This window comes from Streptomyces sp. MS191 (assembly GCF_008042125.1).
In the GTDB taxonomy this organism is placed as follows: Bacteria; Actinomycetota; Actinomycetes; order Streptomycetales; family Streptomycetaceae; genus Streptomyces.
The window spans coordinates 2,312,644-2,335,913 of record NZ_RDBI01000040.1 but is presented as its reverse complement, the minus strand read 5'-3'; the positions used below and the strand labels follow the sequence as shown (position 1 = coordinate 2,335,913).

Sequence of the window (23,270 nt, the reverse complement as noted above, 5' to 3'; positions counted from 1 at the left end):
CGCCCGGTGGGGTCGTGCGGGGCGCCGTTCAGTTGGCGCCGCCCGAGCGGAGCTGTTCCAGATCGGCTTTGACGGTGTCGACGGGGATGGCGAATCCGAGGCCGATGCTGCCGGCCGAAGAACCGTTCGAGGAGCTCGGCGAATACATCGCCGAATTGATTCCGATGATCTCCCCGTTCAAATTGATCAGCGCGCCGCCGGAATTCCCCGGGTTGAGCGAGGCGTCGGTCTGGAGCGCCTTGTAGGTGGTCTTCGACGAGCCGGTGTCGCCGTTGAACTCCTGGCCGCCGAACTCGAAGGGCCAGCCCTGCCGGGGGTCGTACTGCGGCTGCCGGCGGTCCTGGCCGTCGTCCTTGGCGACGGTGACGTCGCGGTCGAGGGCGGAGACGATGCCGCTGGTGACGGTGCCGGTCAGGCCCTCGGGGGAGCCGATGGCGACGACCTCGTCGCCGACCTTCACCTTGCCCGAGTCGCCGAGGGTGGCCGCCTTCAGGCCGGACGCGCCCCGGAGCTTGATCAGCGCCAGGTCCTTGTCGGGGTCGGTGCCGACGACCTCGGCGTCGTAGGAGGTGCCGTCCGACAGCTGGACCTTGATCGAGTCGGCGCCGGAGATGACGTGGTTGTTGGTGACGATCTCGCCGTCACCGGTGATGATCACGCCGGAGCCGGTGGACTTGCCGGAGGTCGAACTCGCGGAGATCTCCACGATGGAGGGCGAGACGGCCGCGGCGACCCCGGCGACGGTGCCCCGGCTGCTCGCGGCGACGTTCGTGCCGTTGACGCCGCCGGACGCGTTCGCGGTGCCGTCGGCGGTGAGCTGCTGGACGAGGGTGGCGGTGCCGCCACCGACCGCGGCCGCTGCGATCGCCACGGCCACGAGCAGTCCGGCACCCCGCTTGGCGCGGCGGCGCGGCTCGGGGGCGGCGTGTGCGGGGCCGGAGGCGGTGGGCGCGGCCGGCGGCGGGACGTGCCCGCCGGAGGGCCAGATCGTCGTGCCCGGCCCGGTGCTGAGGGGCTCCGCCGGCTCGTACGGGGGCCTCGGGGGCTGCGCCGGGTAGTACGGCTGCTGCGGCTGGTGAGGGTAGTCCGTCATGGCAATGACTCTGCGAGCCGTTCATGAGAGCTTCCTGAGGAGGCCCTGAGAAGCCCGACAGAACCCTGTATGCCCGAAATAAAGATCTGCGGCGGAACGGGCCCGCCGTGACCGCCCCCTCCGCGGACGCGGACGGGGCGTCGCCCGGACGGGTCCTACGCGCAGCCGCAGCTGCGGCGGAGGATCAGGGCCGAGGGGAACTGCTTGACCCGTTCGCGCCGCGATCCCGCCACCCGCAGCGAGTCGTCCAGGACCAGATCGACCGCCGCCCGGGCCATCGCCGGGCGGTCGGACGAGATGGTCGTCAGCGGCGGGTCCGTCAGCGCCGCTTCCTTCACGTCGTCGAAGCCGGCCACGGCCAGTTCGCCCGGCACGTCGATACGCAGCTCGCGGGCGGCCCGCAGCACGCCGAAGGCCTGGTCGTCGGTGGAGCAGAAGATGGCCGGCGGCCGGTTCGGGCCCGAGAGGATGTCCAGCGCGATCCGGTAGGCGTCGTAGCGGTTGTAAGGGGCCTCGAAGAGGCGGCCCTCGACCGAGCGCCCGGACTCCACCATCGCGCGCCGCCAGCCCTCGACGTGGTCGGCGACCGGGTCGCCGACGGCCGGGGTGTTGGGGACGCCGCCGAGACAGGCCACGTACGGGTGGCCGTGCTCCAGGAGGTGCCGGGTGGCGAGCTGGGCGCCGCCGATGTCGTCCGTGACGACGGCGACGTCGTCGAGTGCCTCGGGCCGCTCGTGCAGCAGCACCACACGGGCGTCCCAGGCCTCGATCTCGCTCGCGGCCCGCTCGCTCATGCCCTGGCTGACGAGGATCAGTCCGGAGACCCGCATCCCGAGGAAGGCGCGGAGGTAGTGGATCTCGCGCTCGTCGCGGTAGTCGGAGTTCCCGACGAGGACCATCTTCCCGCGCTCGGCGGCGGCCTGCTCGACCGCGTGCGCCATCTCGGCGAAGAACGGCTGCCGGGCGTCCGGGACGATCATGCCTATGAGGTCGGTGCGCCGCGACGCCATCGCCTGCGCCACCCGGTCCGGGCGGTAGCCCAGCTCCTTGATGGCGGCGAGTACACGCTCGCGCGTGGCCGGGGCGACCGGCCGGGGTCCGTTGTTGATGACGTAACTCACGACGGCGGTCGAAGTACCCGCAAGTCTCGCTACGTCATCCCGCGTCACCTTGGCCACGCGCGGCAGTCTACGCGGGGTGACCTACCTACCGGCAGGTCGCACTGTGGCTTCCACCACCTCGGCCCTGTCCTCCGTCGGAGTGACGTCCCGCGCGGCCTCCTTGACGCGGGCCTCTTCCTTGGCCCGGGCCTCCTCCGCGGCGCGCTCCACCTTCTCCGGGGTGACGAAGCGGTAGCCGACGTTGCGGACGGTGCCGATGAGCGACTCGTGCTCGGGTCCGAGCTTGGCCCGCAGCCTCCGTACGTGGACGTCGACCGTACGGGTGCCGCCGAAGTAGTCGTAGCCCCAGACCTCCTGGAGGAGCTGCGCGCGGGTGAACACCCGGCCGGGGTGCTGGGCGAGGTACTTCAGGAGCTCGAACTCCTTGAAGGTCAGGTCCAGGACCCGGCCCTTGAGTTTGGCGCTGTACGTCGCCTCGTCCACCGAGAGGTCCCCGTTGCGGATCTCCATGGGGGAGTCGTCGGAGACGATCTGCTGGCGGCCCATCGCCAGCCGCAGCCGGGCCTCGACCTCGGCCGGGCCCGCGGTGTCGAGCAGCACGTCGTCGATGCCCCAGTCGGCGGTGACGGCCGCGAGGCCGCCCTCCGTGACGACGAGGATCAGCGGACAGCCGGGGCCGGTGGAACGGAGCAGCTGGCAGAGGCTGCGGACCTGCGGGAGGTCGCGGCGGCCGTCGATCAGGATGACGTCGGCACCAGGGGTGTCCACCAGTGCGGGCCCCTCGGCCGGTGCCACGCGCACGTTGTGCAGCAGGAGGCCGAGTGCGGGGAGCACCTCGGTCGAGGGCTGCAGCGCGTTCGTCAGGAGCAGAAGTGAACTCATCGCGCCCCACCTGCCTGGGTCGTCGTCGGTCGGTCGTGCTTCGTTCGCTCGCCCATAACGTCGGGTCCTCCTCGTCCCTGCGAGAGGGGATCCCCCCACGCCGGGCGTGGGGGGCGTCTGCGGCACTTGATCACGGCTGGTACTGCGGCGGCTCTCGCGCCCTGAGAGCCTTTGTTCATCTGGCCGTAACAACGGCCGGGAAACACAAAAGGACCCGGGGGCTGCGTTGCCCGGATCCTCTGGCAAGCAGAATAGCTCACATGAGTTCCGAGGCAGAGGGTCGATTTCACATGGTGGATGTTTCCTCGATCACTTCCGGTCCTCGACGTGCAATGTTGCTCACTGATGACGGTGTCCGTATCGAGGCGGTTTACGAACCGTGTACGACGAGTGTCACCGATACGGCCGTCGTCGTCGCGCACGGGTTCACGGGCTCGGCCGACCGGCCCTCCGTGCGCCGGGCCGCGCGGGCCCTCGGCGGGCGGGCGGCGGTCGTGACCTTCTCCTTCCGCGGCCACGGCAGGTCGGCCGGGGTCTCCACGGTCGGCGACCGCGAGGTCCTCGATCTCTCGGCGGCGGTGCGCTGGGCCCGGGAGATGGGGCATTCGCGCGTCGTGACGCTGGGCTTCTCGATGGGCGGTTCGGTGGTGCTGAGGCACGCGGCGCTCGAACGGGGGCTCACTGGAGCGCACACCGACGCGGTCGCCGCCGTGAGCGCCCCCGCCCGTTGGTACTACCGGGGGACGCCGTCGATGCGGCGGGTCCACTGGGTGATCACCCGGCCGGTGGGCCGGCTCGTCGGCCGCTACGGGCTCGGCACCCGGATCGACCGCCGCCCGTGGGACCCGGTGCCGCTGTCGCCCGTCGAGGCGGTCCCGCTCATCGCCCCCACCCCGCTGCTGATCGTGCACGGCGACCGCGACCCGTACTTCCCCGTCGACCATCCGCGGATGCTGGCGGCGGCGGGCGAGGCCGAGCTCTGGCTGGAACGGGGGATGGGCCACGCGGAGAACGCCGCGGACGACGAACTGCTGGGCCGCCTCGGGGACTGGCTCGCGGACGGATAGCCCATCATGGGGAGCGGCGCGCACACGAACGAAGGGAGCGCCGCTATGGCAGCGGGGACCATCCGCTACTGGGCCGCGGCCAAGGCCGCCGCCGGTGTCGCCGAGGAGCCGTACACCGCCGAGAACCTGGCGCAGGCGCTGGCGGCGGCCCGCGAGAGGCACCCGGGCGAGCTCGTCCGGGTACTCCAGAGGTGTTCGTTCCTCGTCGACGGTGACCCCGTCGGGACCCGCGGCCATGAGACCGTACGCCTTGCCGAGGGCGGCACGGTCGAGGTGCTCCCGCCGTTCGCAGGAGGGTGAACCGCACAGCATGAGCAGCGATCAGCAGCATCCGTACGATCCGTACGCCACGGGACAGCAGCACCAGGAGCCGCGGTACGGGTACCAGGACCCCGACGTCACGCAGACGTGGGAGGGCCAGACCTGGGACACGCAGTACCAGCCCGTGGTCCGGCCGTACCCGGCGCAGCAGCCGCCGGCGCACCACGCCGGGCAGCCGGCGCCGCACGACGCCGGGCAGCAGCCGGCCCACCCGGCGGCGTACCAGGCGCAGGCCCAGGCCCAGCAGCCCCTCCACCAGGCGTACCCGTCGGACGGGACGGCCCACCTCGCGCCGCAGCACGTGGCGCCCCGGCCGCCCGCCGACCCGTACGGGCCCGCCGCGAACGCCTTCGGCACCCAGGCCGTGCCGCTCCCGGCCGAGACACCGGCCGCGCCCGACGCCCCGCTCGCGGGGGCCGGCGGGCCCGCCTACTCCGCGCCCACCACCACCGGCAACGCCCGGGTCACCGACGCCCAGCGCGCCCGCGCCGAAGGCCGCTCGCCGATCATCGCGCCGGGGATGCAGCCGGCCGCCCTCACCGCGGTCCTGGGCGGCCTGCTCGCCGCCGGCGCGGCCGTCGGGTCCTACGCGCTGCTCGTGCCGGTGGTGCTGCTCCAGGCGGTCACCGCCGCCGGCTGGTTCCGGCTCAACGGCATGTGGCCGGCCCGGCAGGGCATCGCCCTCGCCTTCGCCGGCGGGCTGGTCGCCGACGTCGTCCTGCTGGCCGCCGGCCGGGAGCACGCGCCCGCCGCGATCCTCGGCACCCTCGGCGTCTGGGTGCTGCTCACCCTCGTCCTCCAGCTCCGCAGCCACGCCGACCCGGACGAGCGGATGTACGGCCTGATGGCCACCGTCACCTCGGCGGCCCTGACGGTCGTGGCCACCGGGCACCTCGGCTCCGCCCCYGACGCCGTGGTCGTCGGCGGGCTCGCGGTCGCCGCCGCCGTCCTGGCCCGCGCGCTGCCGCTGCCGGGCCCGGCCTCCGTCGTGGTGGCGCTCCTCGCGGCGGCGGGCGCCGGGATCGCCGCCGGCGGGGCCGTCGGCCCGGACGCCGCCTCCGGCGCCCTGCTGGGCCTGGGCGCCGGCGTCTGCGCGCTGGCCGGCCTGCGGGTCGCCAGCTACGACTACCCGTCCCGCTTCGTGCACATGACGGCGGGCGTCGCGCTGCCGCTGGCGCTGGCGGCACCGGCCGTCCACCTGCTCGGCCGCGTCCTGTTCTGAGCCCCGAGGGAACCAACCGGCCCCCCGACACGTCGATCTTCGTGTCGGGGGGCCGGATCCGTTTGCGAAGCTTCGAGGGGGACGTACAGGCCATGCGAGCACTGCGCGTATTGCTGATCATGGCCGTCGTGCTGGGCGGGATCCTCGTCGGTGTGGACCGCCTCGCCGTGTCCTACGCCGAATCGGAGGCCGCCGACCGCGTCCGGCTGGGCCCCGCCCGGGCCGGCTCGACGGACGTCGACATCAAGGGCTTCCCCTTCCTGACGCAGATCATGGACAAGCGCTTCGACGAGGTCGACGTCACGCTCACCGGAGTCGAGGCCACGGCCGGCGGCAAGAAGATCAGGATCGGCCGGATGACCGCCGCGCTCCGCGACGTGACGCTGAACGGCGACTACACCAGCGCCCGGGCGGGCTCCGCCACCGGCACCGCGCTGATCTCCTACGACGACCTGGCCGCCGCGGCCGACCGCGACGTCGTCGTGGCCTACGGCGGCAACGGCAAGCTCAAGGTCACCGGCGGCGTCCGGATCCTGGGGCGCACGGTCACCCGCAGCGTCGTGTCGACGGTGACGCTGGTGGACGGGGACACGATCCGGGTGCGGGCCGACAAGGTGCCGCTCGAAGGCATCCCCGGCATCGAGGACGCGATCCGGCAGCGCACCGACTTCGACCGGGAGATCGGCGGCCTGCCCGCGGGCATGAAGCTGGAGAGCGTCGAGGCCCGCGAGGACGGTGTGGCGATCGCCGTGACCGGCAAGGACGTGGTCCTCGCCGGCTGAGACGGCCCGCAGACGGCGGCGTGCCACATGGTGAGACGCCCCCGTCCGAAGCGTAGAAACACTGGACGGACGCCCCGCTCGCGGGGCGTCCGTCGCTGCTTTCCGGGGGCACGCGTCCCACTCCTCGGACGATCGCGTCTCAAAATACGACACACCGGTGACACGGCCGCCTGTCCGTCCCTACGATCGAGGGCATGAAGCGACAGGCGGATCTCACGAAGCGGCGGGCAGTAGACCTGTGCCGCGTCGCCGCCATGCTCTGTCGCTCCGTCTGAGCGGGACGTCCGAATCCCGTATTCCTCAGACCCTTTGACGCACCGTCGGGGTCACCCGTGTAGCCCGTACGCACGCGATGACGCGTACCCGCACCATCCTGCGCCACACCGCACCACACCGCCGAAGACTGCCCCGGAGGAGAACAGCATGAGCCGCAGCGACGTCCTGGTAGACGCCGACTGGGTCGAGGCCAACCTCGACGACCCGAAGGTCGCCATCGTCGAGGTCGACGAGGACACCTCGGCGTACGAGAAGAACCACATCAAGAACGCCATCCGGATCGACTGGACCAAGGACCTCCAGGACCCGGTCCGCCGCGACTTCGTCGACCAGGAGGGCTTCGAGAAGCTCCTGTCGGCCAAGGGCATCGCGAACGACACGCTCGTGGTCCTCTACGGCGGCAACAACAACTGGTTCGCCTCCTACGCGTACTGGTACTTCAAGCTCTACGGCCACGAGAACGTCAAGCTCCTCGACGGCGGCCGCAAGAAGTGGGAGCTCGACTCCCGCGACCTGGTCGCCGAGGTCCCGGCCCGTCCCGCCACCGAGTACAAGGCCAAGGCCCAGAACACCGCGATCCGCGCGTTCCGCGACGACGTCGTGGCCGCGATCGGCAGCCAGAACCTCGTCGACGTCCGCTCGCCCGACGAGTTCTCCGGCAAGCTGCTCGCCCCGGCGCACCTCCCGCAGGAGCAGTCGCAGCGCCCCGGCCACGTGCCGAGCGCCCGCAACATCCCGTGGTCGAAGAACGCCAACGACGACGGCACCTTCAAGTCGGACGACGAGCTCAAGGCCCTCTACGAGGACGAGCAGGTCGACCTGGCGAAGGACACCATCGCCTACTGCCGCATCGGTGAGCGTTCCGCGCTGACCTGGTTCGTGCTGCACGAGCTCCTGGGCGTCGAGAACGTCAAGAACTACGACGGCTCGTGGACCGAGTACGGCTCCCTCGTCGGCGTGCCGATCGAGCTCGGCGCCAACAAGTAAGACCCGGGACCTCCTTCTCCGGACCCCTCGACCGTAAGGACAGAACATCATGTGTGGAGCGCAGCCCGGCGGCCCCGACGCCTCGACGATCAAGCCCGGTGAGACCACCATCCAGGGCTTCGTGACCAAGGACGGCGAGCCCGTCACCGGTTACGTCCGCCTCCTGGACTCGACCGGCGAGTTCACGGCCGAGGTCCCGACCTCCGCCACCGGCCAGTTCCGTTTCTACGCGGCCGAGGGCACCTGGACCGTCCGCGCCCTGGTCCCCGGCGGCACCGCCGACCGTCAGGTCGTGGCGCAGAAGGGTGGCCTCGCGGAGGTCGCCATCGCGGTCTGATCCGCGTTGCCAGAACGGCCTGAGGGCCGTGCCTCCTGGGGGGTTGGACGCCTGAACCAGGACGAGAGGCACGGCCCTCAGGCTTGCCCGCGGTCGTACCCTGAAGGTGTGTACGCACGCCGTCGGCACGTCTACTTCTGGATGATGGGTGCCTGCCTGGTGCTTTTCGTGGGCGCCTGGGCCGTCGTGCGCCTGTTCTCCATGCCGGTCGCCATCGGGATGTGCGTGATCGCCATGGTGATCCCGCCGCTCGCCGCCATGATCGCGAACCGGCGGGGACCCGAGGACCGCTGGTGGGACGACCCCTCGGGCGACCCGAAGTCGGACGAGTGGTGGGACGAGCTCGACGGCAAGAAGCGCCGCGAGACCTGACCCGCCGGGACACGGACCGGATCGGGCCGACCGGGTGGCGGAGCTGGACGGCCCCGGATCAGTAGACGAGCGCCTGCGTACCGTCGGCCATGGCCTCCTGGACGAAGACCTGCGCGCCGGCGATGCGGACGCCCTCCAGGACGTCCCCCTCCGTGATCTCGCGCCGCGCCGCGCACTGCGTGCAGAGCGTCAGGCGCCCGGCCGCCAGGATCGAGTCGATCAGGTCCGGCAGCGGCGCCGCGTGCGGCAGCTCGAACTCGGCCGCGCGGCCGGGGAGCGCGAACCACGACGCCTCGCCCGTCAGCCACAGCGAGACCTCGACCCCGCTGGCGACGGCCACCGCGGCCACCGTGAAGGCCTGCGAGCAGCGTTCGGGGGCGTCGGCCCCGGCGGTCACCTTGATCACGAGCTTCTTCGCCATATACCGAACTGTAATGCGGTCCTCTGCAACCTCATGCGTCACTCGCGAGTCAGGGGGATGCGCAGGTTACGGAATCTGCGATTCAGGTCTCGTGGGGGGACCCCTTTTGGAAGCCACAGGAACACCGGAACACACCGAGAGCGCCGCCGCGCCGGAGAGTTCCGCAACAGAACAGCAGGCCGCGCCGGTCGCGCCGCAGGATGCCGCACCGCAGGCGCCGGGCGCCGCCGTACCGCAGGCGCCGGAGGCCGAGCCGGCCGCCGTGCCGTCGCGCGGCCGCCGGGCCGGGCGCACCGTCGCGCTGATCGCCGTCGCCGCTGTCCTCGGCATCGTCGGCGGTACGGCGGTGGGCTACGGAGTCCAGGCCGAGCGGGAGCCGACCCCGCTGCCCGCGCTGAACCAGGCGGACCTCGCCTACCCGAAGCCGCTGCCGAAGGGCAGCGTGATCGAGCCGCTGCCGGTCTCCGAGGACCGGGGGGCCAAGACGGAAGGCGATCTGCGCAAGCTGCTGCTGCCCAAGCCGGCGGGAGCGAAGAAGACGGACTTCGCGGACGACGACGGCTGGCTGACGGTGCCCGAGTACGCCGAGGACTTCGACAGGCCCGGCCGGGCGCTCAGTCACCAGCTGGGACACGGGATCCGCCGGGTCGCGACGACGTCGTGGAAGACGGGCGAGTTCCGGGCGACCGAGATCCGGCTGGTGCAGTTCCGGGCCGACGACCTCCTCGGTGCGAAGGATCACTCCGAGGGCCAGATGTCGTACATGAGCGACGACGAGTTCGCCGGCAACGAGGGCGAGGCGCTGACGAGTTCCGTCAACGGCCGCACCTACATCTTCCCCGTGCGCAAGGAGGCGGGCTACCTGGACTTCTACGAGGCCAGGGCCTACCTGCACCGCGGCGACATCGCCGTCGAGATCTTCATGTTCGACACCAAGAAGATCTCCGAGAAGGACATCGCGTCGGTGGCCGAGCGACAGCTGGGGCGCCTGTGAACGAGGACCGGAACGACGTGACTGATGTGACCGAGGCTGCGGACCACGAGGTGCCCGGCACGGCGCCCGAGGCGCCCGACACGGCCGGGGCGCCCTCCGCGCCGGACACGGCCGAGGGCTCGGCGCCGGCCGAGGAGGCGGCCGGGACGGCCGCCGCGGACGCGCCGGGAAAGAAGGGGCGCGCCCGCGTGCTCCTGACCGTGGCGCTGCCCGCCGTCCTCGTCCTCGGCGCCGTGGGCGGCGGCCTCACCTACACGGGAGTGACCGTCTCCGGCGCGGACCGCACGGCCGAGACGGTGGTGTGGGAGAAGACGCGGGCCACGGCCGCCGACAAGGACCCGGCCGGCGGGTTCGAGCGGGGCAGGGCGTCCACGCCCCTGAGCAAGCTCCTGCTGCCGGTGCCGTCCGACTACGAACTCGGCCCCGACGTCGAGACGTACGGGAACGACGGCGAGCTGGGCGCGAAGGAGGCCACCGCCCTCATGAAGCAGGAGGGCAAGGGGCTCTCGGGCAAGAAGCGCCGCGACTTCGAGAAGCGGGTCGACCGCCTCGGCGTCCAGGGCGTCGCGGTGCGCACGTACGTCTCGTCCGACGAGGACCTCGTGGTGTACGTGCACATCACGCGGATGAAGGACAAGAGCCGTATCCGGGACATGTTCGAGCTCCGCAAGGAGCTCGCTGGGCTGCTGAAGTTCCCGAAGGGCCCGAAGATCGACGCGCAGGCGACGTCCATCTGCAACCTCGTCCCGCAGCAGAAGGGGCTGAGCAAGAAGGAGCAGGCCGACCAGCTGGACGGGATGCTCTGCTCCGCCTACGACTCCGATGTCTTCGTCACCGTCACCGCCGAGGGCTCCAAGCCGTTCGACAAGTCCGCTGTGGCCGCGCTGGTGAAGAAGCAACTGGACCACATCGAGTCCCCGGGGGAGTACGTATGACCGAGCAGACGGACACGAAGATCCCGGCCCAGGCCGAGGGGCCGGTGGCGCCGGAGACCGCTGAGGCCCCCGAGGCGGCTGCGGTGCCGGTGGCCCCCGCGGCTGCGGAGGCCGTCACGGCCCCCGAGGTCCCGGAGACCGCCACGGCCGAGATCGCCCCCGAGACCGCGGAGGCCCCGGAGGCCGTCGGGGCGCCCGTACCCGTCGCGGCGGCGGAGGCCACGGGGGCCACCGCGGTTTCGGAGGTGGCGGGGGCTTCGGGGCTCCTTCGCGCCCAGCTCGCCGTCGTTCCCGTACGTCTCGACGTCGGGGCCGAGTTCGTAGTCGGACGGCACCGGCAGCAGGAGCTTGCTCAGGGGCGTGGACGCCCTGCCCCGCTCGAACCCGCCGGCCCTCGAAGCGGGTGCTGTGGGCCGTGGCCCGCTGGACGGCCGCCGTCGTCGTGTGCGGTGGGCTCGGGGCGGGCACGGCGCTCGGGATCACCTCGATGGAGCGCACCGACGTGCCCGGTCTGGCGACCGGGAGCGACGGCCGGTGGGAGTACCCGAAGCTCAGCCTCCCGGCTCTGCCGCAGGACGTCCCCCGCCCGTACACCGACGGCAACGAGGGCGAGATCCACTTCGCGGACCTGCGCAAGCTCCTCCTCCCGGCCCCGGCGGGCGCCACGGTCGACCCGAAGCTGAACGGCGGCTGGGTGAGCGTGGACGAGTACCTGTCCCAGTACGACAAGGACGCCCGGGTCGCCCTGAAGCAGGCCCTCGACGAGTCCGCCCTGCGGCACATCGCCGCCCGGGGCTGGACCACGCCCGACGGCACCACGACCCGCATCCACCTGGTGCGGTTCAAGTCGGTGGCCTTCGCGGAGGACTTCAAGGACAACGCCCTCGAGGCGGGTTCGTCGGACGGTCACTTCCCGGCCGGCGTCGGGTCGGCGGTGATCGACGAGTCGACCTTCGACGTCCGCGTGCCGTTCACCGTGCTGTACGGCTACGCCGAGACGAAGCCGTTCGGCCCCGAGCAGACCCGGTGGGTCCACATCCAGGCCGGCGACACCGTCGCCCTGATCACCCAGTCCCGCAAGGGCGAGGCGCTCACCGTGCCGTTCCAGCAGACGGTCGCCCTCCAGAACCAGCTGCTGGGCTGACGGACGGCGTCACCGCAACCGGACCCACCTCACACGCGGCGCCGGACACCAGCCCACTAAGCTGGTGTCCGGCCCGTCCTGCCTTCACGCTCATTCGAGGAGCACCTGTGATCATCTTCTTCGAAACCCTTCTGGTCCTGGTCTGCGTCGGTGTGCTCGCCTTCACCGGTCTGGCCGTGAAGAAGCTGTACCAGGGCCAGCGCTAACCCCCTCAAGAGATCGCCTGAGCTGCTCATGATCGAGATTCCGTCCGACCTCAACCCGGACCTCCTCCCCCTCGCGTTCCTCCTCGGCACGTGGGAAGGAGCGGGCGTCTCCGACTTCCCCGGCGCCGAGAAGTGCAACTTCGGCCAGTCCGTGACCTTCAGCCACGACGGCCGTGACTTCATCGAGTACGTCTCGCACTCCTGGGTCCTCGACAACGACGGCAAGCAGGTCCGTCCGCTGGAGAGCGAGAGCGGCTACTGGCGGATCGACAAGGACCGCAAGGTCGAGGTCGTCATGGTCCGTGACCAGGGCATCGTGGAGATCTGGTACGGCGAGCTCGCCGACCAGAAGCCGCAGATCGACATCGTGACGGACGCCGTGGCCCGTACGGCCGCGTCCGGCCCGTACAGCGGTGGCAAGCGGCTCTACGGCTACGTCAAGGGCGACCTGATGTGGGTGGGCGAGAAGGCCACCCCCGAGGTCCCGCTGCGGCCGTACATGTCCGCCCACCTGAAGAAGGTCGTCAGCCCCGAGGAGGTCGCCGAGATGGCCCGCGGCCTCGGTGACCTGCCCGACGACGGCATCGCCTTCTTCAAGTAGGCCCCGGAGCCCCCGGTACCGCGCCGCGCCCTCCTACACTGGGGGGCGTGGTGAGCACCGACTGGAAGAGCGACCTGCGGCAGCGCGGCTACCGGCTGACGCCCCAGCGCCAGCTTGTCCTGGAGGCGGTGGACGCGCTGGAGCACGCGACGCCGGACGACATCCTCGGGGAGGTCCGCAAGACCGCCTCCGGTGTGAACATCTCCACCGTCTACCGGACGCTGGAGCTCCTGGAGGAGCTGGGCCTGGTCAGCCACGCCCACCTGGGCCACGGCGCGCCGACGTACCACCTCGCCGACCGCCACCACCATCTGCACCTGGTCTGCCGGGACTGCACCGAGGTGATCGAGGCCGACGTGGAGATCGCGGCCGACTTCACCGGCAAGCTCCGCGAGACCTTCGGCTTCGAGACCGACATGAAGCACTTCGCGATCTTCGGCCGCTGCGAGAGCTGCTCCCGCAAGGCGGCCGCGGCCGAGTCGTAGGCTGGACGCCATGCAGCGACCTACTCCGCCCAGCCCCCTGCTGTCCCTGCCCGGTGCCGTCCCCGCCGAGGGCCGGGACGAGGGCGTCGCCGCGCACTACGGCGACCTGTTCCGCGAGCAGCGCGCGCTCGCCGACGGCAAGGGCCTCGTCGACCTCTCCCACCACGGCGTGATCACCGTCTCCGGCGACGACCGGCTGAGCTGGCTGCACCTGCTGCTCACCCAGCACGTCAGCGCCCTTCCGGTCGGCCAGGCCACCGAGGCGCTGATCCTCTCCGCCAACGGCCACATCGAGCACGCGCTCTACCTCGTCGACGACGGCGAGACGGTCTGGGCGCACGTCGAGCCGGGCACCAAGGAGGACCTTCTCGCCTATCTGGAGTCGATGAAGTTCTTCTACCGGGTCGAGGTCGCCGACCGCACGGACGACTTCGCCGTCGTCCACCTGCCGGCCGGCTCGATCGCCGAGGTCCCGCAGGGCGTGGTCGTACGGGAGACCGCGCACGGCCGCGAGGTGTTCCTGCCCCGCGCCGACCTGGAGTCCTTCGCCGCCGCGCACGGACCGGCCGCCGGCATCCTCGCGTACGAGGCGCTGCGGATCGAGGAGCACCGGCCGCGGCTCGGCTTCGAGACCGACCACCGGACCATCCCGCACGAGCTGGGCTGGATCGGCAGCGCCGTGCACCTCCAGAAGGGCTGCTACCGCGGCCAGGAGACCGTGGCCCGGGTCCAGAACCTGGGGAAGCCGCCGCGCCGGCTCGTCTTCCTGCACCTGGACGGCAGCGAGGTCCACCTGCCCGGTCACGGCACGCCGCTCCGGCTCGCCTCCGACGGGGCCGACGGCCGTCAGCTGGGCTTCATCACGACCTCGGCCCGCCACCACGAGCTGGGGCCGATCGCGCTGGCGATCGTGAAGCGGAACGTCCCCGTGGACGCGAAGCTGCTCGCCGGGGACACGGCGGCGGCGCAGGAGACGGTCGTCGAGCCGTAGGGCGCCGGTACGGCATGACGGCGCCCCGGGTGCGGCGCACCGCGGGGCGTCCGCGGCCGGGCCCGCGGCGTCAGACCTCCACGATCACCGTGAACGGGCCGTGGTTCGTGAGCGAGACCCGCATGTCCGCTCCGAACCGGCCCGTCTCCACGCGGGCGCCGAGGCCGCGCAGCTGCGCCACCACCTCGCCGACGAGGGGTTCGGCGACGGGGCCGGGCGCGGCCGCGTTCCAGGTCGGCCGGCGGCCCTTGCGGGCGTCCCCGTAGAGGGTGAACTGGGAAATCACCAACAAGGGGGCATTCACGTCCGAACAGGATTTCTCCGCCTCGAGGATCCGGACGGACCACAGTTTCCGGGCCAGCTGTGCGGCCTTCTCCGGGGTGTCGTCGTGGGTGACCCCCACCAGCACACACAGACCCTCGCCGACGATCTCGCCGACCGTTTCCCCTGCGACGACGACCTTCGCGCCGTCGACCCTCTGTACCACTGCACGCATACGGACCAACCTACCGATCGACTCGTCTGGGGCCGAACGGGTGCAGAGCGCCTGCACGTGCACGTGCAGAGTGGCACGATGCCTTTCAGGCGGTGCGATGCGCACCGGTCGAGGGGACGAATCACATGAGTGCATCTGGCGCCGGGCAGACGCCGTCCGGTCCCGTACGGCTGACTCGGGTCGGCGCGGCCGGAAGGCCACCTGTGCAGCGGACGGCCGAGCCCGCCCTGCCGGAACGGCCCACACCCGACATCACCGCCCTGCGGCTGACCGAGCTGCGCGCGCTGCGCCGCGACGCGCAGGGTGACGAGGCCGACCTCAGCTATGTCCGCAGGATGCTGCAGGGCCGGATCGACATCCTGCGGGCCGAGCTGGCCCGGCGCGCGGATCCCGAGACGCCGGTCCTCGACCGGCTCTCGGAGATCCTCGCGGACGCGCCCTCACGGCTGCGGACCTCGGCCCGGCACGTGACGATGTCGACGCCGCGCAGCGAGGAGTACCGGCGGCTGGCGGCCGAGATGCTCTCGGAGGTCGAGCTGTCGGACCTGGCGGCCCGCACGGACGAGGAACTGCACACGGCGATGGGGCGGCTCGCGGGCTACGAGCAGCAGGTCTCCCGCCGGCGTCAGCACCTTCAGCGGACCGCGGACGACTGCAGCGCGGAGATCGCCCGCAGGTACCGTGAAGGGGAAGCGCAAGTAGACGACCTGCTGATCTGAGGCGATCCCTCCGGGGCGGGTCGCCCGCCCCGGAAGGCCGACCCTCATGTCCATCGCCCTGTCCACGGCTCCGTCCGGGGATCTGTCCTCGGGCCGGTCGCCGGTCCTCGCCGAGGTCGTCCGTTCGGGATTCGTCGAGGGGGTCCACCGGGGTTCGCTGGTGGTGCTGGCGGCCGACGGTTCGGTGGAGCGGGCCTGGGGAGACCCGGCCGCCCCCGTCTTCCCGCGGTCCTCGAACAAGCCGATGCAGGCGTCCGCGATGCTGCGGGCCGGCCTGGACCTGGCGGGGGAACGACTGGCCCTGGCGGCGGCGAGCCACTCTGGTGAAACGTTCCACCTCGACCTGGTGCGCACCATGCTCGGCGAGCACGGCCTGACCGAGGACGACCTCCAGACCCCGCCCGACCTGCCCCTGGACCCCGTCGAGGCGGAGAGCTACCTGGCCGGCGGGCACGGGCGCGCACGGATCACCATGAACTGCTCGGGCAAGCACGCGGCGATGCTGGCGGCGTGCGCGCGGAACGGCTGGGACCTCGCCTCGTACCTGGACCCGGACCACCCGCTCCAGGTGCTGGTGCGGGAGGAGGTCGAGTCCGCGGCCGGCGAGCCGGTGGCCGCGCTCGGTACGGACGGCTGCGGCGCGCCCCTGATGGCGCTCAGCCTGACCGGACTGGCACGGGCCTTCCGCGCCTTCGTCCTCGCCCGGCCGGGCACGCCGCGGCGCCGGGTGGCGGACGCGATGCGGGCGCACCCGGAGTACGTCGCGGGCACCCGGCGGCCGGACACCTGGCTGATGCGGGAGATACCGGGAGCGCTGTCGAAGATGGGCGCCGAGGCCGTGCAGGCGGTCGCCCTGCCGGACGGCCGGGCCCTCGCCTTCAAGATCGACGACGGTGCCACCCGCGCGCTGGGCCCGGTGCTGGCCCGGACCCTCGCCCTGATGGGCGAGGCGAGCCCCGTCCTCGACCGGATCGGCGCAGCGCCCCTGCTGGGCGGCCCGACGGTGGTCGGAGGGATCCGCGCGGCGTTCTGACCGGGCGGGAGCCCGCCGCCGCGGAGCCACGGCTGCGAGGGGGCGGGGGCCCACCGGCGGAAACTCGCGTGCGGGCCCCCGGCGAGCCCGCATAACCTCGGGGAATGAGTTCCGAGGTGCGGCCCGTCTCCGAGTCCGAGTACCCCGACTGGCTGCGGGCTCTCCACGCCGGCTTCCTGCGGCCCCCGGTGGTCACCGACGAAGAGGTCGCCGACCGGCTGCCGCACAACGACCTCTCCCGGGTGTACGGCGTCTTCGACCAGGGGAAGGTCGTCGCCACCTTCCGCTCGTTCACCCAGGAACTGAGCACGGTCGGCGGCGGCACGCTCGTCGCCGACGCCGTCAGCGGCGTCACCGTCTCCGCGACCCACCGCCGCCGCGGGCTGCTCAGCCGCATGATGGGCGACGACCTGGCCGCGGCGGCGGAGCGGGGCGACGCGGTCGCGACGCTGATCGCCGCCGAGTACCCGATCTACGGACGCTTCGGCTTCGGCCCCGCCAGCTGGACCACCGAGTGGACCGTCGACGTCCGGCGTGCCGGTCTCGACCCGCGCCGTTCCGGCCGTCCCGAGGACGGCGGGCGGATCGACTTCGCCGACGGCGAGGAGATCCGCCGGATCGGCCCGCCGCTGCACCGCCGGCTGGCCGCCGTCCGCGCCGGCGTCGTCGGGCGCGACACCCGGGGCTGGGACGTCGTCACCGGACGCTGCTTCCACAAGGAGCCGTGGACCGAACCCTTCTACGCCGTCCACCGGTCCGAGTCCGGCGAGGTCGAGGGCTATGTCGCCTACACCTGCGACGACCGCTGGGAGGACGGCAAGCAGCCGCTGAACACGGCCTCCGTGAAGGACCTGATCGCCGTCACCCCGGCCGCCGAGCGCGCCCTGTGGCGGTTCCTCTGCTCCATCGACTGGGTGACCGCGGTCAAGTCCGGATACCGCGCCCCCGACGACCTCCTCCCGCTCCTGCTGCCCGACCCGCGGGCGGCCAGGGCGACGACGCACGCCGACATGCTCTGGGTCCGGGTCCTCGACGTCGCCAAGGTCCTGGAGACCAGGACGTACGCCGCCACCGGCAGCCTCGTCCTCGACGTGCGGGACACCGACGGTCCGGCCGGCGGCCGCTACCGGCTCGACGCCTCCCCTCAGGGCGCCTCCTGCACGCGGACCACCGGGTCCGCCGATCTGGCTCTCGACGTCGCCGAGTTGGGGACGCTGTCGCTGGGCGACGAGTCCGTGGTCCGGCTCGCCGACCTGGGCCGGGTCGAGGAGCTCACGACGGGCGCCGCCGCCCTCGCGGACACCCTGCTGCGGGCGTCCCGCCGGCCCTGGTGCCCCGACGTCTTCTGAGCCCGAAGAGCGGGGACGGGCGGGGGCGGACCGGGGCCCCGCCTCGCGCGGTGGTGGGTGGCACGGGTTCCGGGCGCGGTGCGCGCCGTCCGCCGGACCTCAGGCCGACTGCTTCGCCGGCCGGGCCTCCTGAAGTGCCGTCAGCAGGTCGCGCACGGCGGGCAGGCTCAGCGAGGACTCCCGCACCGCCGCGTGGATCGAGCGGACCGGCTCCGGGCCCCGGATCCTGCGGACGACCACGTTCGGGTGGCGGCTGCCCAGACCCATCAGAGGGATCAGGCTGATGCCGAGCCCGGCGGCGACGAAGCCCTGCGCCGCGCCGTACTCCTCGCACTCGACCGCGATGTCCGGGGTGAACCCGGCCGCCGCGCACGCGTCCAGGACCGCGTCGAGACAGGGCCCGGGCCGCTCGCTGCCGACCCAGGGCTCGGTCGCGAGGTCCGCCAGCTCGACGGCGCCGCGCCGGCCGGCCAGCGGGTGGCCCTTGGGCAGGACGACCCGWWWCGGGTCGTCGACCAGCGGGACCAGCCGCAGACCGTCGCCGGACATGCCCGTTCCGCCGTCCCGCGGCCGGACGAGGAGCGTGAGGTCCGCCTCCGCGTCGGGCGCGCCGTCGGCGATCCTCAGGTCGACCCGGATCCCCGGGTGTTCGGCGCGGAACCGGGCCAGGGCCGGGGCCACGAGGTCGGCCCCCGCCGTGGCGAAGTAGCGGACCGCGATCCGGCCGGTGCGGCCGGCCCGCAGGTCCGCCAGCGCGGTCTCGGCCTCGGCGACCTGGCGGCCGATGACGGCGGCGTACTCGGTGAGCAGCCGCCCGGCGGCGGTCGGCCGCACGCCCCGGCCGAAGCGTTCCAGCAGTTCCATGCCCGCCTCCCGCTCCAGCACCGCGATCTGCTGGCTCACGGCCGAGGGCGTGTAGCCGAGGTTCGCGGCGGCGGCGGTGACCGAGCCGCTGGTGACGACGGACCGGAGCACCTGCAGACGCCTCACATCGAGCATGTAGGAGAGCTTAACGCTGGATGCATGATTCTTCGCTTGTCCTGTCGAGTGAGGCGGAGGACGGTGGAGCCATGACATCGGCGACACGCATGGGCGTGCTGGCCCTGCTCTGGGGCTCGGGCTTTCTCTGGATCAAGATCTCCCTCCAACAGGGCCTGACGCCGGGGTGGATCACCTTCGTCCGGTGCCTCCTCGGGGCGGCGGTGCTCCTCGCGCTCGCGTACGGGGCGGGACAGCGGCTGCCGAGGGATCGCACGACGTGGCGGCGGCTGGCCGTCGCCGCCTTCTTCTGCAACGCGCTGCCCTTCCTGCTCTTCTCGGTCGGCGAGCAGACCGTCGACAGCGGGGTGGCGGGCGTGCTGAACGCCACCACCCCCCTCTGGGCCCTCCTCATCGGACTGGGTACGGGCACGGACCGGCCGCTCCACCCCGCCCGGCTCGGCGGGCTGGTGCTCGGCTTCGCCGGCGTCCTGCTGATCTTCGCGCCCTGGAGCGCGGGCTCCGGCCTGATGAGCCTCGGCGCGCTCGCGCTGCTCGGTGCCTCCGCGAGCTACGCGGTGGCCTTCGCGTACATGGCCCGCCGGCTCACCGGGCGGGGCACCGCGCCGCTGGCGCTCTCCGCGGCCCAGCTGCTCACCGCGACCGGGCTGAGCGTGCCGGCCCTGGCGACCGGCGGCTCGGCGGGGGTCACCTGGGCGGGGGTGCTGGCGGTCGTCGTCCTCGGGGTCTTCGCCACCGGCCTCACCTTCCACCTGAACTACCGGATGATCGCGGAGGAGGGGCCGACGAGCGCGGCCACGGTCGGCTATCTCCTGCCGGTGGTGTCCGTGGCGCTGGGCGCACTCGTCCTCGACGAACCCCTGAGCGCGCGGGTCGTGACGGGCATGGCGGTCGTCCTGGTCGGGGTGGCGCTGACCCGGTGGACGACGGGCGCGGCCGCGGGCGGCGGTGCGGCCGTGAAGGAGGCGGCGTCCACCGCGGGGGCGGCGGACGCGGCTCCGGAGGCGCGCGGTACGGGGCGTCCCCGGGTGGTGTCGGCGCCGGCAGCCGGGGAGGAGACCGGCGCGCCCTGCTGAACGGGAGGCCGCCCCGGCCGGGCCCCCGCGCGGCCGGATGCCCGGGCGGGGCCTTCCGGGCATCCGCCCGAGGGCCGTCGCTCAGGCCGGACCCGACCGGACGGCGTCCAGGGAGGCGGACGGTGCGGAGTCGGCGTACATACGCGCCAGTTCGGCTCCGAGGCGGCCCAGGTGGGCGCGGGCCTCGGGGGGTTCGATGAGCTCGACGCGGGCGCCCAGACCGGCGAGCTGGGCGGCCACCACCTCCGGGGTGGGGCCGTCGACCTCGATGTCCGACCAGCCGTCCTCGCCTCGCCCGGTGTACCGCAGCCGCCCGCCCAGGAGCCGGTCCAGGACCGCTTCCGTGCCGGGCGCGGCCCGGCCCCGCACGGTCGCGGCGACCATCCGGTCCTCCATGCGGGCGGCGAGCGTGCGCCAGGTCGTGGCCAGGTCGAAATCCGCCGGCCGTACGGCCGGTTCGCCGGTCTCCACGACGGAGACGATCCGGCTCACGCGGAAGGTGCGCAGGCCCGCGTCCGTGTCCGCCACCAGGTAGCGGACTCCGGCCTTGGCCGCGACGCCCAGCGGGTGCACGGTCCGCTCACGGGGCTCCTCGCCGGGGCGGGCGTATCCGATCCGGAGCCGGTGCCCCTCGACCACGGCCCGCTGGAGCGCGGGGAGCCGGGGTTCGCCCGCCTCGGTCCCGGACCAGTCCGTGCCGTCGTCGACCCCGGCCCGGGAGGCCGCCTCGGCGCCCTTCCGCAGGGGAGCCGGCAGCGCCCGGACGAGCTTGCGCAGGACGACCCGCAGTTCGGGACTGGTGGCGCTCGGTCCGGCGAGCAGGAACAGGGCGCGGATCTCGTTCTCGGTCAGGCCGCTCAGGTCGGTGCGGGCGCCGCCGACCAGGGTCCACCCGCCGCCGCGCCCGGCCTGCGCGTACACCGGGATGCCCGCGGTGGCCAGCGCTTCGAGGTCCCGGCGGGCGGTCCGCTCGGACACCTCCAGTTCGGCGGCCACCTCGGCGGCCGTGACGCGGCCCCGGGTCTGGAGGAAGAGCAGGGCGGCGACGAGTCGGTCGGCTCTCATGTGCGGGATTCTCTCGGAGAAACCGGTCAGGGGATGACCGGTTATGCGAGCAGAGTGCCGTGCATGACCCAGTCGACGACGCGCCACCAGACCGCTTCCCCGTCCGCTCCCGCTGCCGCCCCTGCTTCCCCGTCCGTCCCGTCCGCTCCCGCTCCCGCTCCCGCTGCCGGCTCCGCCTCGCCGTCCGCCGCGGATCCGTTGAGCGCCTTCCTCGGTTCCGTCGCCCTCGCCGTTGCCACGCTGGACGCCGTACGCCCCGACCAGTACGACCTGCCGACGCCGTGCGAGGAGTACGACGTGCGGGAGCTGGCCCGGCACATCGTCGCCGTCCTGCGGCGGTTCGCCCTGGTCGGGCGCGGTGGTGACCCGATGACCCTGCCGCACGTCGCGGACGGCTCGTGGCACGAGGCGGCCGACGAGGCGAGGGCGGCCTGGACCGCTGATCCCGGGCTGCTCGACAGGCCGGTGACCCTGCCGTTCGGCACGCTGCCGGGCGCCGCCGCGCTGGTGGTGTACGCGGGTGAGTTCACCGTGCACACCTGGGACCTGGCGGTCGCGACCGGCCAGTCGCCCGCTTGGGATCCGGCCGTCCTGGCGGTGTCGCTGGGTGCGATGGAGCGCGCGCTGCCGGCGGAACGCCGGGGCGAGGGAGTCCCGTTCGGCCCGGTCGTCGAGACCGCCCCCGACGCGCCGGCCGTCGACCGCCTGGTGGCGTGGTACGGACGTCGCCCCTGAGCCGCCGGGCCCGGAACCGCCGGACGACAGGGCCGGGGCCGCTTCGGACCCACCGTGGGGTGGGACCCGAAGCGGCCCCGGCCTCGCCGCGTCACCGGTCCGCGTCGTGGCGCGGGGTCCGGGGCCGCTCAGACGGCGGCCGGGTGGGCCTCCCGCTCGGCGGGGGCGCTCGGCCGCGTCTCCTTCGGGCGGCGCAGGACGGTGAAGGCGACCAGCAGCGCGGCGGCGAGGAGACCGGCGCCGACCCCGAAGGCCAGGTGGAAGCCGCCGGTCAGGGCCTCGGCAGCCGGCCGCCCGGCCGCGGTGAGCGACTCGGTGCGGGAGGCGGCCAGCGTGGAGAGGACCGCGACGCCGAGGGCCATGCCGATCTGCTGGGTGGTGTTGAAGAGACCGGAGGCCAGGCCCGCGTCCTCCGCCTTCGCGCCGGACATGCCCAGCGAGGTCAGGGCGGGGAGCGCGAGGCCGAAGCCGGCCGCGAGGAGCATCACCGGCAGCAGGTCGGTGAGGTAGTTCCCCTGCTCGGCGCTGCCGGGCACCCGGGTGAGCAGGGCGAGGACGCCGATGAGCAGCACCAGGCCGGCCAGCAGCACGTTGCGTTCGCCGAAACGGGCGTTGAGGCGGGCCGAGACGCCCAGCGACACGGCGCCGATGACGGCCGCGGCCGGCAGCATCGCGAGACCGGTCCGGGCCGCGCCGTAGCCGAGCACGTGCTGCAGGTAGAGCGCGACGAGGACCTGGAAGGAGAACAGGGCGGCGACCATCAGCATCTGGACCAGGTTGGCGCCGGAGACACTGCGCGAGCGGAGGATCCGCAGGGGCATCAGCGGGTTCCTCGCGGTGGCCTGGCGGACCAGGAAGCCGGCGATGAGGAGCAGGGAGAGCGCGCCGAGGCCGAGGGTGTGGGCCGAAGTGGCGCCGTACGTCTCGACCTTGACGACCGCGTAGATCCCGGTCATGAGGCCGGCGGTGACGAGCAGCGCGCCGAGGGCGTCCGCGCCCGCCTTCAGACCGAGCCCGCGGTCGGCCGGGAGTGCGGGGAGGGCGACGAGCACGGCGGCGATGCCGATCGGCAGGTTGATGAAGAAGATCCAGTTCCAGGCGAGCGCGTCGGTGAGGACGCCGCCCAGGACCTGTCCGATGGAGGCGCCGGCGGCGCCCGTGAAGCTGAACACGGCGATGGCCCTGGCCCGTTCGCGCGGCTCGGTGAACAGGGTGACGAGGATGCCGAGGCCCACCGCGGACGCCATCGCGCTGCCGACGCCCTGCAGGAAGCGGGCGGCGACCAGGACCCCCGGGGAGGCGGCGACGCCGGCCAGCAGGGACGCGGCGGTGAAGACCCCCGTCCCCGCGACGAACATCCGTTTGCGGCCGATCAGGTCGCCGAGACGGCCGGCGAGCAGGAGCAGCGAGCCGAAGGCGATGAGGTAGGCGTTGACGACCCAGGTCAGGCCGGCCGGGGTGAAACCGAGGTCGCTCTGGATGGCCGGCATGGCGACGGTGACGATGCTGCCGTCGAGGATCGTCATCAGCATCCCGGTGGCCAGGACGCCGAGGGCGAGCC

The 23,270-nt window shown here is 72.9% G+C and carries 27 protein-coding genes; 19 read left to right on the top strand and 8 right to left on the bottom strand.

Annotation, left to right across the window (positions count from 1 at the left end; translation table 11 throughout):
• Window positions 1–28: 28 nt before the first annotated feature.
• The 3 genes from EAO71_RS17720 to EAO71_RS17710 all read right to left on the bottom strand — a co-directional run bounded on the left by EAO71_RS17720 (window position 29) and on the right by EAO71_RS17710 (window position 3,096).
• Window positions 29–1,093 carry a S1C family serine protease gene (locus EAO71_RS17720; RefSeq protein WP_147978609.1) on the bottom strand — a complete coding sequence of 355 codons (1,065 nt, stop codon included), beginning with the start codon at window positions 1,091–1,093 and terminating at the stop codon, window positions 29–31.
• A gap of 155 nt (window positions 1,094–1,248) precedes the next feature.
• Window positions 1,249–2,271 (bottom strand): LacI family DNA-binding transcriptional regulator, encoded by a 1,023-nt coding sequence (locus EAO71_RS17715; protein ID WP_147978608.1) that lies wholly within the window; start codon window positions 2,269–2,271, stop codon window positions 1,249–1,251.
• 24 nt (window positions 2,272–2,295) lie between these two features.
• Window positions 2,296–3,096: a response regulator transcription factor gene (locus tag EAO71_RS17710; protein WP_147978607.1), complete on the bottom strand. Its 801-nt coding sequence runs from the start codon at window positions 3,094–3,096 to the stop codon at window positions 2,296–2,298.
• A 260-nt stretch (window positions 3,097–3,356) separates the two neighbouring features.
• Here EAO71_RS17710 and EAO71_RS17705 point away from each other — a divergent pair, with 260 nt between their 5' ends.
• The 8 genes from EAO71_RS17705 (at window position 3,357) to EAO71_RS17675 (ending at window position 8,460) form a co-directional block, all read left to right on the top strand.
• Window positions 3,357–4,163: an alpha/beta hydrolase gene (locus EAO71_RS17705; RefSeq protein WP_147978606.1), complete on the top strand. Its 807-nt coding sequence runs from the start codon at window positions 3,357–3,359 to the stop codon at window positions 4,161–4,163.
• Between the two features lie 45 nt (window positions 4,164–4,208).
• Complete coding sequence (locus EAO71_RS17700; protein ID WP_147978605.1) at window positions 4,209–4,463, top strand: MoaD/ThiS family protein; 255 nt, start codon at window positions 4,209–4,211, stop codon at window positions 4,461–4,463.
• Window positions 4,464–4,473: 10 nt separating this feature from the next.
• The gene (locus EAO71_RS17695; RefSeq protein ID WP_147978604.1) at window positions 4,474–5,706 is read left to right on the top strand and encodes a hypothetical protein; all 1,233 of its coding nucleotides are present in this window, start codon (window positions 4,474–4,476) and stop codon (window positions 5,704–5,706) included.
• Between the two features lie 92 nt (window positions 5,707–5,798).
• Complete coding sequence (locus tag EAO71_RS17690) at window positions 5,799–6,488, top strand: LmeA family phospholipid-binding protein (protein ID WP_147978603.1); 690 nt, start codon at window positions 5,799–5,801, stop codon at window positions 6,486–6,488.
• A 194-nt stretch (window positions 6,489–6,682) separates the two neighbouring features.
• Window positions 6,683–6,763, top strand: coding sequence for a putative leader peptide (locus EAO71_RS40045; protein WP_350497993.1), 81 nt, complete (start codon window positions 6,683–6,685; stop codon window positions 6,761–6,763).
• Between the two features lie 148 nt (window positions 6,764–6,911).
• A complete protein-coding gene (locus tag EAO71_RS17685) occupies window positions 6,912–7,751 on the top strand; it encodes a sulfurtransferase (protein WP_147978602.1) in 840 nt (279 codons plus the stop codon).
• Window positions 7,752–7,800: 49 nt separating this feature from the next.
• Window positions 7,801–8,088 carry a DUF1416 domain-containing protein gene (locus EAO71_RS17680; RefSeq protein ID WP_017242395.1) on the top strand — a complete coding sequence of 96 codons (288 nt, stop codon included), beginning with the start codon at window positions 7,801–7,803 and terminating at the stop codon, window positions 8,086–8,088.
• A gap of 108 nt (window positions 8,089–8,196) precedes the next feature.
• Entirely contained in the window at window positions 8,197–8,460 is a 264-nt protein-coding gene (locus tag EAO71_RS17675; RefSeq protein WP_147978601.1) for a DUF3099 domain-containing protein, read from the top strand.
• A 58-nt stretch (window positions 8,461–8,518) separates the two neighbouring features.
• On the opposite strand, the gene EAO71_RS17670 is transcribed toward EAO71_RS17675, so the two are convergent.
• Window positions 8,519–8,881 (bottom strand): DsrE family protein, encoded by a 363-nt coding sequence (locus EAO71_RS17670; RefSeq protein ID WP_147978600.1) that lies wholly within the window; start codon window positions 8,879–8,881, stop codon window positions 8,519–8,521.
• A 106-nt stretch (window positions 8,882–8,987) separates the two neighbouring features.
• Between EAO71_RS17670 and EAO71_RS17665 the strand changes: the two genes are divergently transcribed.
• From EAO71_RS17665 to ygfZ, 6 genes are all read left to right on the top strand, one after another.
• Window positions 8,988–9,875, top strand: coding sequence for a hypothetical protein (locus tag EAO71_RS17665; protein ID WP_147978599.1), 888 nt, complete (start codon window positions 8,988–8,990; stop codon window positions 9,873–9,875).
• Window positions 9,876–9,892: 17 nt separating this feature from the next.
• Window positions 9,893–10,810: a hypothetical protein gene (locus tag EAO71_RS17660; protein WP_261992172.1), complete on the top strand. Its 918-nt coding sequence runs from the start codon at window positions 9,893–9,895 to the stop codon at window positions 10,808–10,810.
• A 415-nt stretch (window positions 10,811–11,225) separates the two neighbouring features.
• Window positions 11,226–11,954 carry a hypothetical protein gene (locus EAO71_RS17655; protein ID WP_187282697.1) on the top strand — a complete coding sequence of 243 codons (729 nt, stop codon included), beginning with the start codon at window positions 11,226–11,228 and terminating at the stop codon, window positions 11,952–11,954.
• Between the two features lie 234 nt (window positions 11,955–12,188).
• On the top strand, window positions 12,189–12,761 hold the full coding sequence (locus tag EAO71_RS17645; protein WP_147978597.1) for a heme-binding beta-barrel domain-containing protein: 573 nt from the start codon (window positions 12,189–12,191) through the stop codon (window positions 12,759–12,761).
• Window positions 12,762–12,808: 47 nt separating this feature from the next.
• A complete protein-coding gene (locus EAO71_RS17640) occupies window positions 12,809–13,246 on the top strand; it encodes a Fur family transcriptional regulator (protein WP_147978596.1) in 438 nt (145 codons plus the stop codon).
• 10 nt (window positions 13,247–13,256) lie between these two features.
• Window positions 13,257–14,237 carry a CAF17-like 4Fe-4S cluster assembly/insertion protein YgfZ gene (gene ygfZ, locus EAO71_RS17635; protein WP_147978595.1) on the top strand — a complete coding sequence of 327 codons (981 nt, stop codon included), beginning with the start codon at window positions 13,257–13,259 and terminating at the stop codon, window positions 14,235–14,237.
• Between the two features lie 70 nt (window positions 14,238–14,307).
• Here ygfZ and dtd read toward each other — a convergent pair whose 3' ends face one another.
• The gene (gene dtd, locus EAO71_RS17630) at window positions 14,308–14,733 is read right to left on the bottom strand and encodes a D-aminoacyl-tRNA deacylase (RefSeq protein ID WP_147978594.1); all 426 of its coding nucleotides are present in this window, start codon (window positions 14,731–14,733) and stop codon (window positions 14,308–14,310) included.
• A 125-nt stretch (window positions 14,734–14,858) separates the two neighbouring features.
• Here dtd and EAO71_RS17625 point away from each other — a divergent pair, with 125 nt between their 5' ends.
• From EAO71_RS17625 to EAO71_RS17615, 3 genes are all read left to right on the top strand, one after another.
• Entirely contained in the window at window positions 14,859–15,452 is a 594-nt protein-coding gene (locus EAO71_RS17625; protein WP_147978593.1) for an RsiG family protein, read from the top strand.
• Window positions 15,453–15,498: 46 nt separating this feature from the next.
• On the top strand, window positions 15,499–16,485 hold the full coding sequence (locus EAO71_RS17620; RefSeq protein ID WP_147978592.1) for an asparaginase: 987 nt from the start codon (window positions 15,499–15,501) through the stop codon (window positions 16,483–16,485).
• 104 nt (window positions 16,486–16,589) lie between these two features.
• Window positions 16,590–17,834: a GNAT family N-acetyltransferase gene (locus EAO71_RS17615; RefSeq protein ID WP_147978591.1), complete on the top strand. Its 1,245-nt coding sequence runs from the start codon at window positions 16,590–16,592 to the stop codon at window positions 17,832–17,834.
• Between the two features lie 99 nt (window positions 17,835–17,933).
• On the opposite strand, the gene EAO71_RS17610 is transcribed toward EAO71_RS17615, so the two are convergent.
• Window positions 17,934–18,833 (bottom strand): LysR family transcriptional regulator, encoded by a 900-nt coding sequence (locus EAO71_RS17610; protein ID WP_147978590.1) that lies wholly within the window; start codon window positions 18,831–18,833, stop codon window positions 17,934–17,936.
• 71 nt (window positions 18,834–18,904) lie between these two features.
• On the opposite strand from EAO71_RS17610, the gene EAO71_RS17605 reads away from it, so the two are divergent.
• Window positions 18,905–19,909 carry a DMT family transporter gene (locus EAO71_RS17605; RefSeq protein WP_261992171.1) on the top strand — a complete coding sequence of 335 codons (1,005 nt, stop codon included), beginning with the start codon at window positions 18,905–18,907 and terminating at the stop codon, window positions 19,907–19,909.
• 81 nt (window positions 19,910–19,990) lie between these two features.
• Here EAO71_RS17605 and EAO71_RS17600 read toward each other — a convergent pair whose 3' ends face one another.
• Window positions 19,991–20,974 (bottom strand): helix-turn-helix transcriptional regulator, encoded by a 984-nt coding sequence (locus tag EAO71_RS17600; RefSeq protein ID WP_147978589.1) that lies wholly within the window; start codon window positions 20,972–20,974, stop codon window positions 19,991–19,993.
• 63 nt (window positions 20,975–21,037) lie between these two features.
• Here EAO71_RS17600 and EAO71_RS17595 point away from each other — a divergent pair, with 63 nt between their 5' ends.
• Window positions 21,038–21,709: a TIGR03086 family metal-binding protein gene (locus tag EAO71_RS17595; protein ID WP_147978588.1), complete on the top strand. Its 672-nt coding sequence runs from the start codon at window positions 21,038–21,040 to the stop codon at window positions 21,707–21,709.
• Between the two features lie 128 nt (window positions 21,710–21,837).
• On the opposite strand, the gene EAO71_RS17590 is transcribed toward EAO71_RS17595, so the two are convergent.
• Window positions 21,838–23,270: DHA2 family efflux MFS transporter permease subunit (locus tag EAO71_RS17590; protein ID WP_261992170.1), on the bottom strand; the 1,433-nt coding region annotated here is incomplete at its 5' end.

Coding starts and splice junctions, on each gene's coding strand:
- EAO71_RS17720 (WP_147978609.1), bottom strand. CDS start 1,093: ATGACGGACTACCCTCACCAGCCGCAGCAGCCGTACTACCCGGCGCAG.
- EAO71_RS17710 (WP_147978607.1), bottom strand. CDS start 3,096: ATGAGTTCACTTCTGCTCCTGACGAACGCGCTGCAGCCCTCGACCGAG.
- EAO71_RS17705 (WP_147978606.1), top strand. CDS start 3,357: ATGAGTTCCGAGGCAGAGGGTCGATTTCACATGGTGGATGTTTCCTCG.
- EAO71_RS17700 (WP_147978605.1), top strand. CDS start 4,209: ATGGCAGCGGGGACCATCCGCTACTGGGCCGCGGCCAAGGCCGCCGCC.
- EAO71_RS17690 (WP_147978603.1), top strand. CDS start 5,799: ATGCGAGCACTGCGCGTATTGCTGATCATGGCCGTCGTGCTGGGCGGG.
- EAO71_RS40045 (WP_350497993.1), top strand. CDS start 6,683: ATGAAGCGACAGGCGGATCTCACGAAGCGGCGGGCAGTAGACCTGTGC.
- EAO71_RS17685 (WP_147978602.1), top strand. CDS start 6,912: ATGAGCCGCAGCGACGTCCTGGTAGACGCCGACTGGGTCGAGGCCAAC.
- EAO71_RS17680 (WP_017242395.1), top strand. CDS start 7,801: ATGTGTGGAGCGCAGCCCGGCGGCCCCGACGCCTCGACGATCAAGCCC.
- EAO71_RS17670 (WP_147978600.1), bottom strand. CDS start 8,881: ATGGCGAAGAAGCTCGTGATCAAGGTGACCGCCGGGGCCGACGCCCCC.
- EAO71_RS17645 (WP_147978597.1), top strand. CDS start 12,189: ATGATCGAGATTCCGTCCGACCTCAACCCGGACCTCCTCCCCCTCGCG.
- ygfZ (WP_147978595.1), top strand. CDS start 13,257: ATGCAGCGACCTACTCCGCCCAGCCCCCTGCTGTCCCTGCCCGGTGCC.
- dtd (WP_147978594.1), bottom strand. CDS start 14,733: ATGCGTGCAGTGGTACAGAGGGTCGACGGCGCGAAGGTCGTCGTCGCA.
- EAO71_RS17625 (WP_147978593.1), top strand. CDS start 14,859: ATGAGTGCATCTGGCGCCGGGCAGACGCCGTCCGGTCCCGTACGGCTG.
- EAO71_RS17620 (WP_147978592.1), top strand. CDS start 15,499: ATGTCCATCGCCCTGTCCACGGCTCCGTCCGGGGATCTGTCCTCGGGC.
- EAO71_RS17615 (WP_147978591.1), top strand. CDS start 16,590: ATGAGTTCCGAGGTGCGGCCCGTCTCCGAGTCCGAGTACCCCGACTGG.
- EAO71_RS17605 (WP_261992171.1), top strand. CDS start 18,905: ATGACATCGGCGACACGCATGGGCGTGCTGGCCCTGCTCTGGGGCTCG.
- EAO71_RS17600 (WP_147978589.1), bottom strand. CDS start 20,974: ATGAGAGCCGACCGACTCGTCGCCGCCCTGCTCTTCCTCCAGACCCGG.
- EAO71_RS17595 (WP_147978588.1), top strand. CDS start 21,038: ATGACCCAGTCGACGACGCGCCACCAGACCGCTTCCCCGTCCGCTCCC.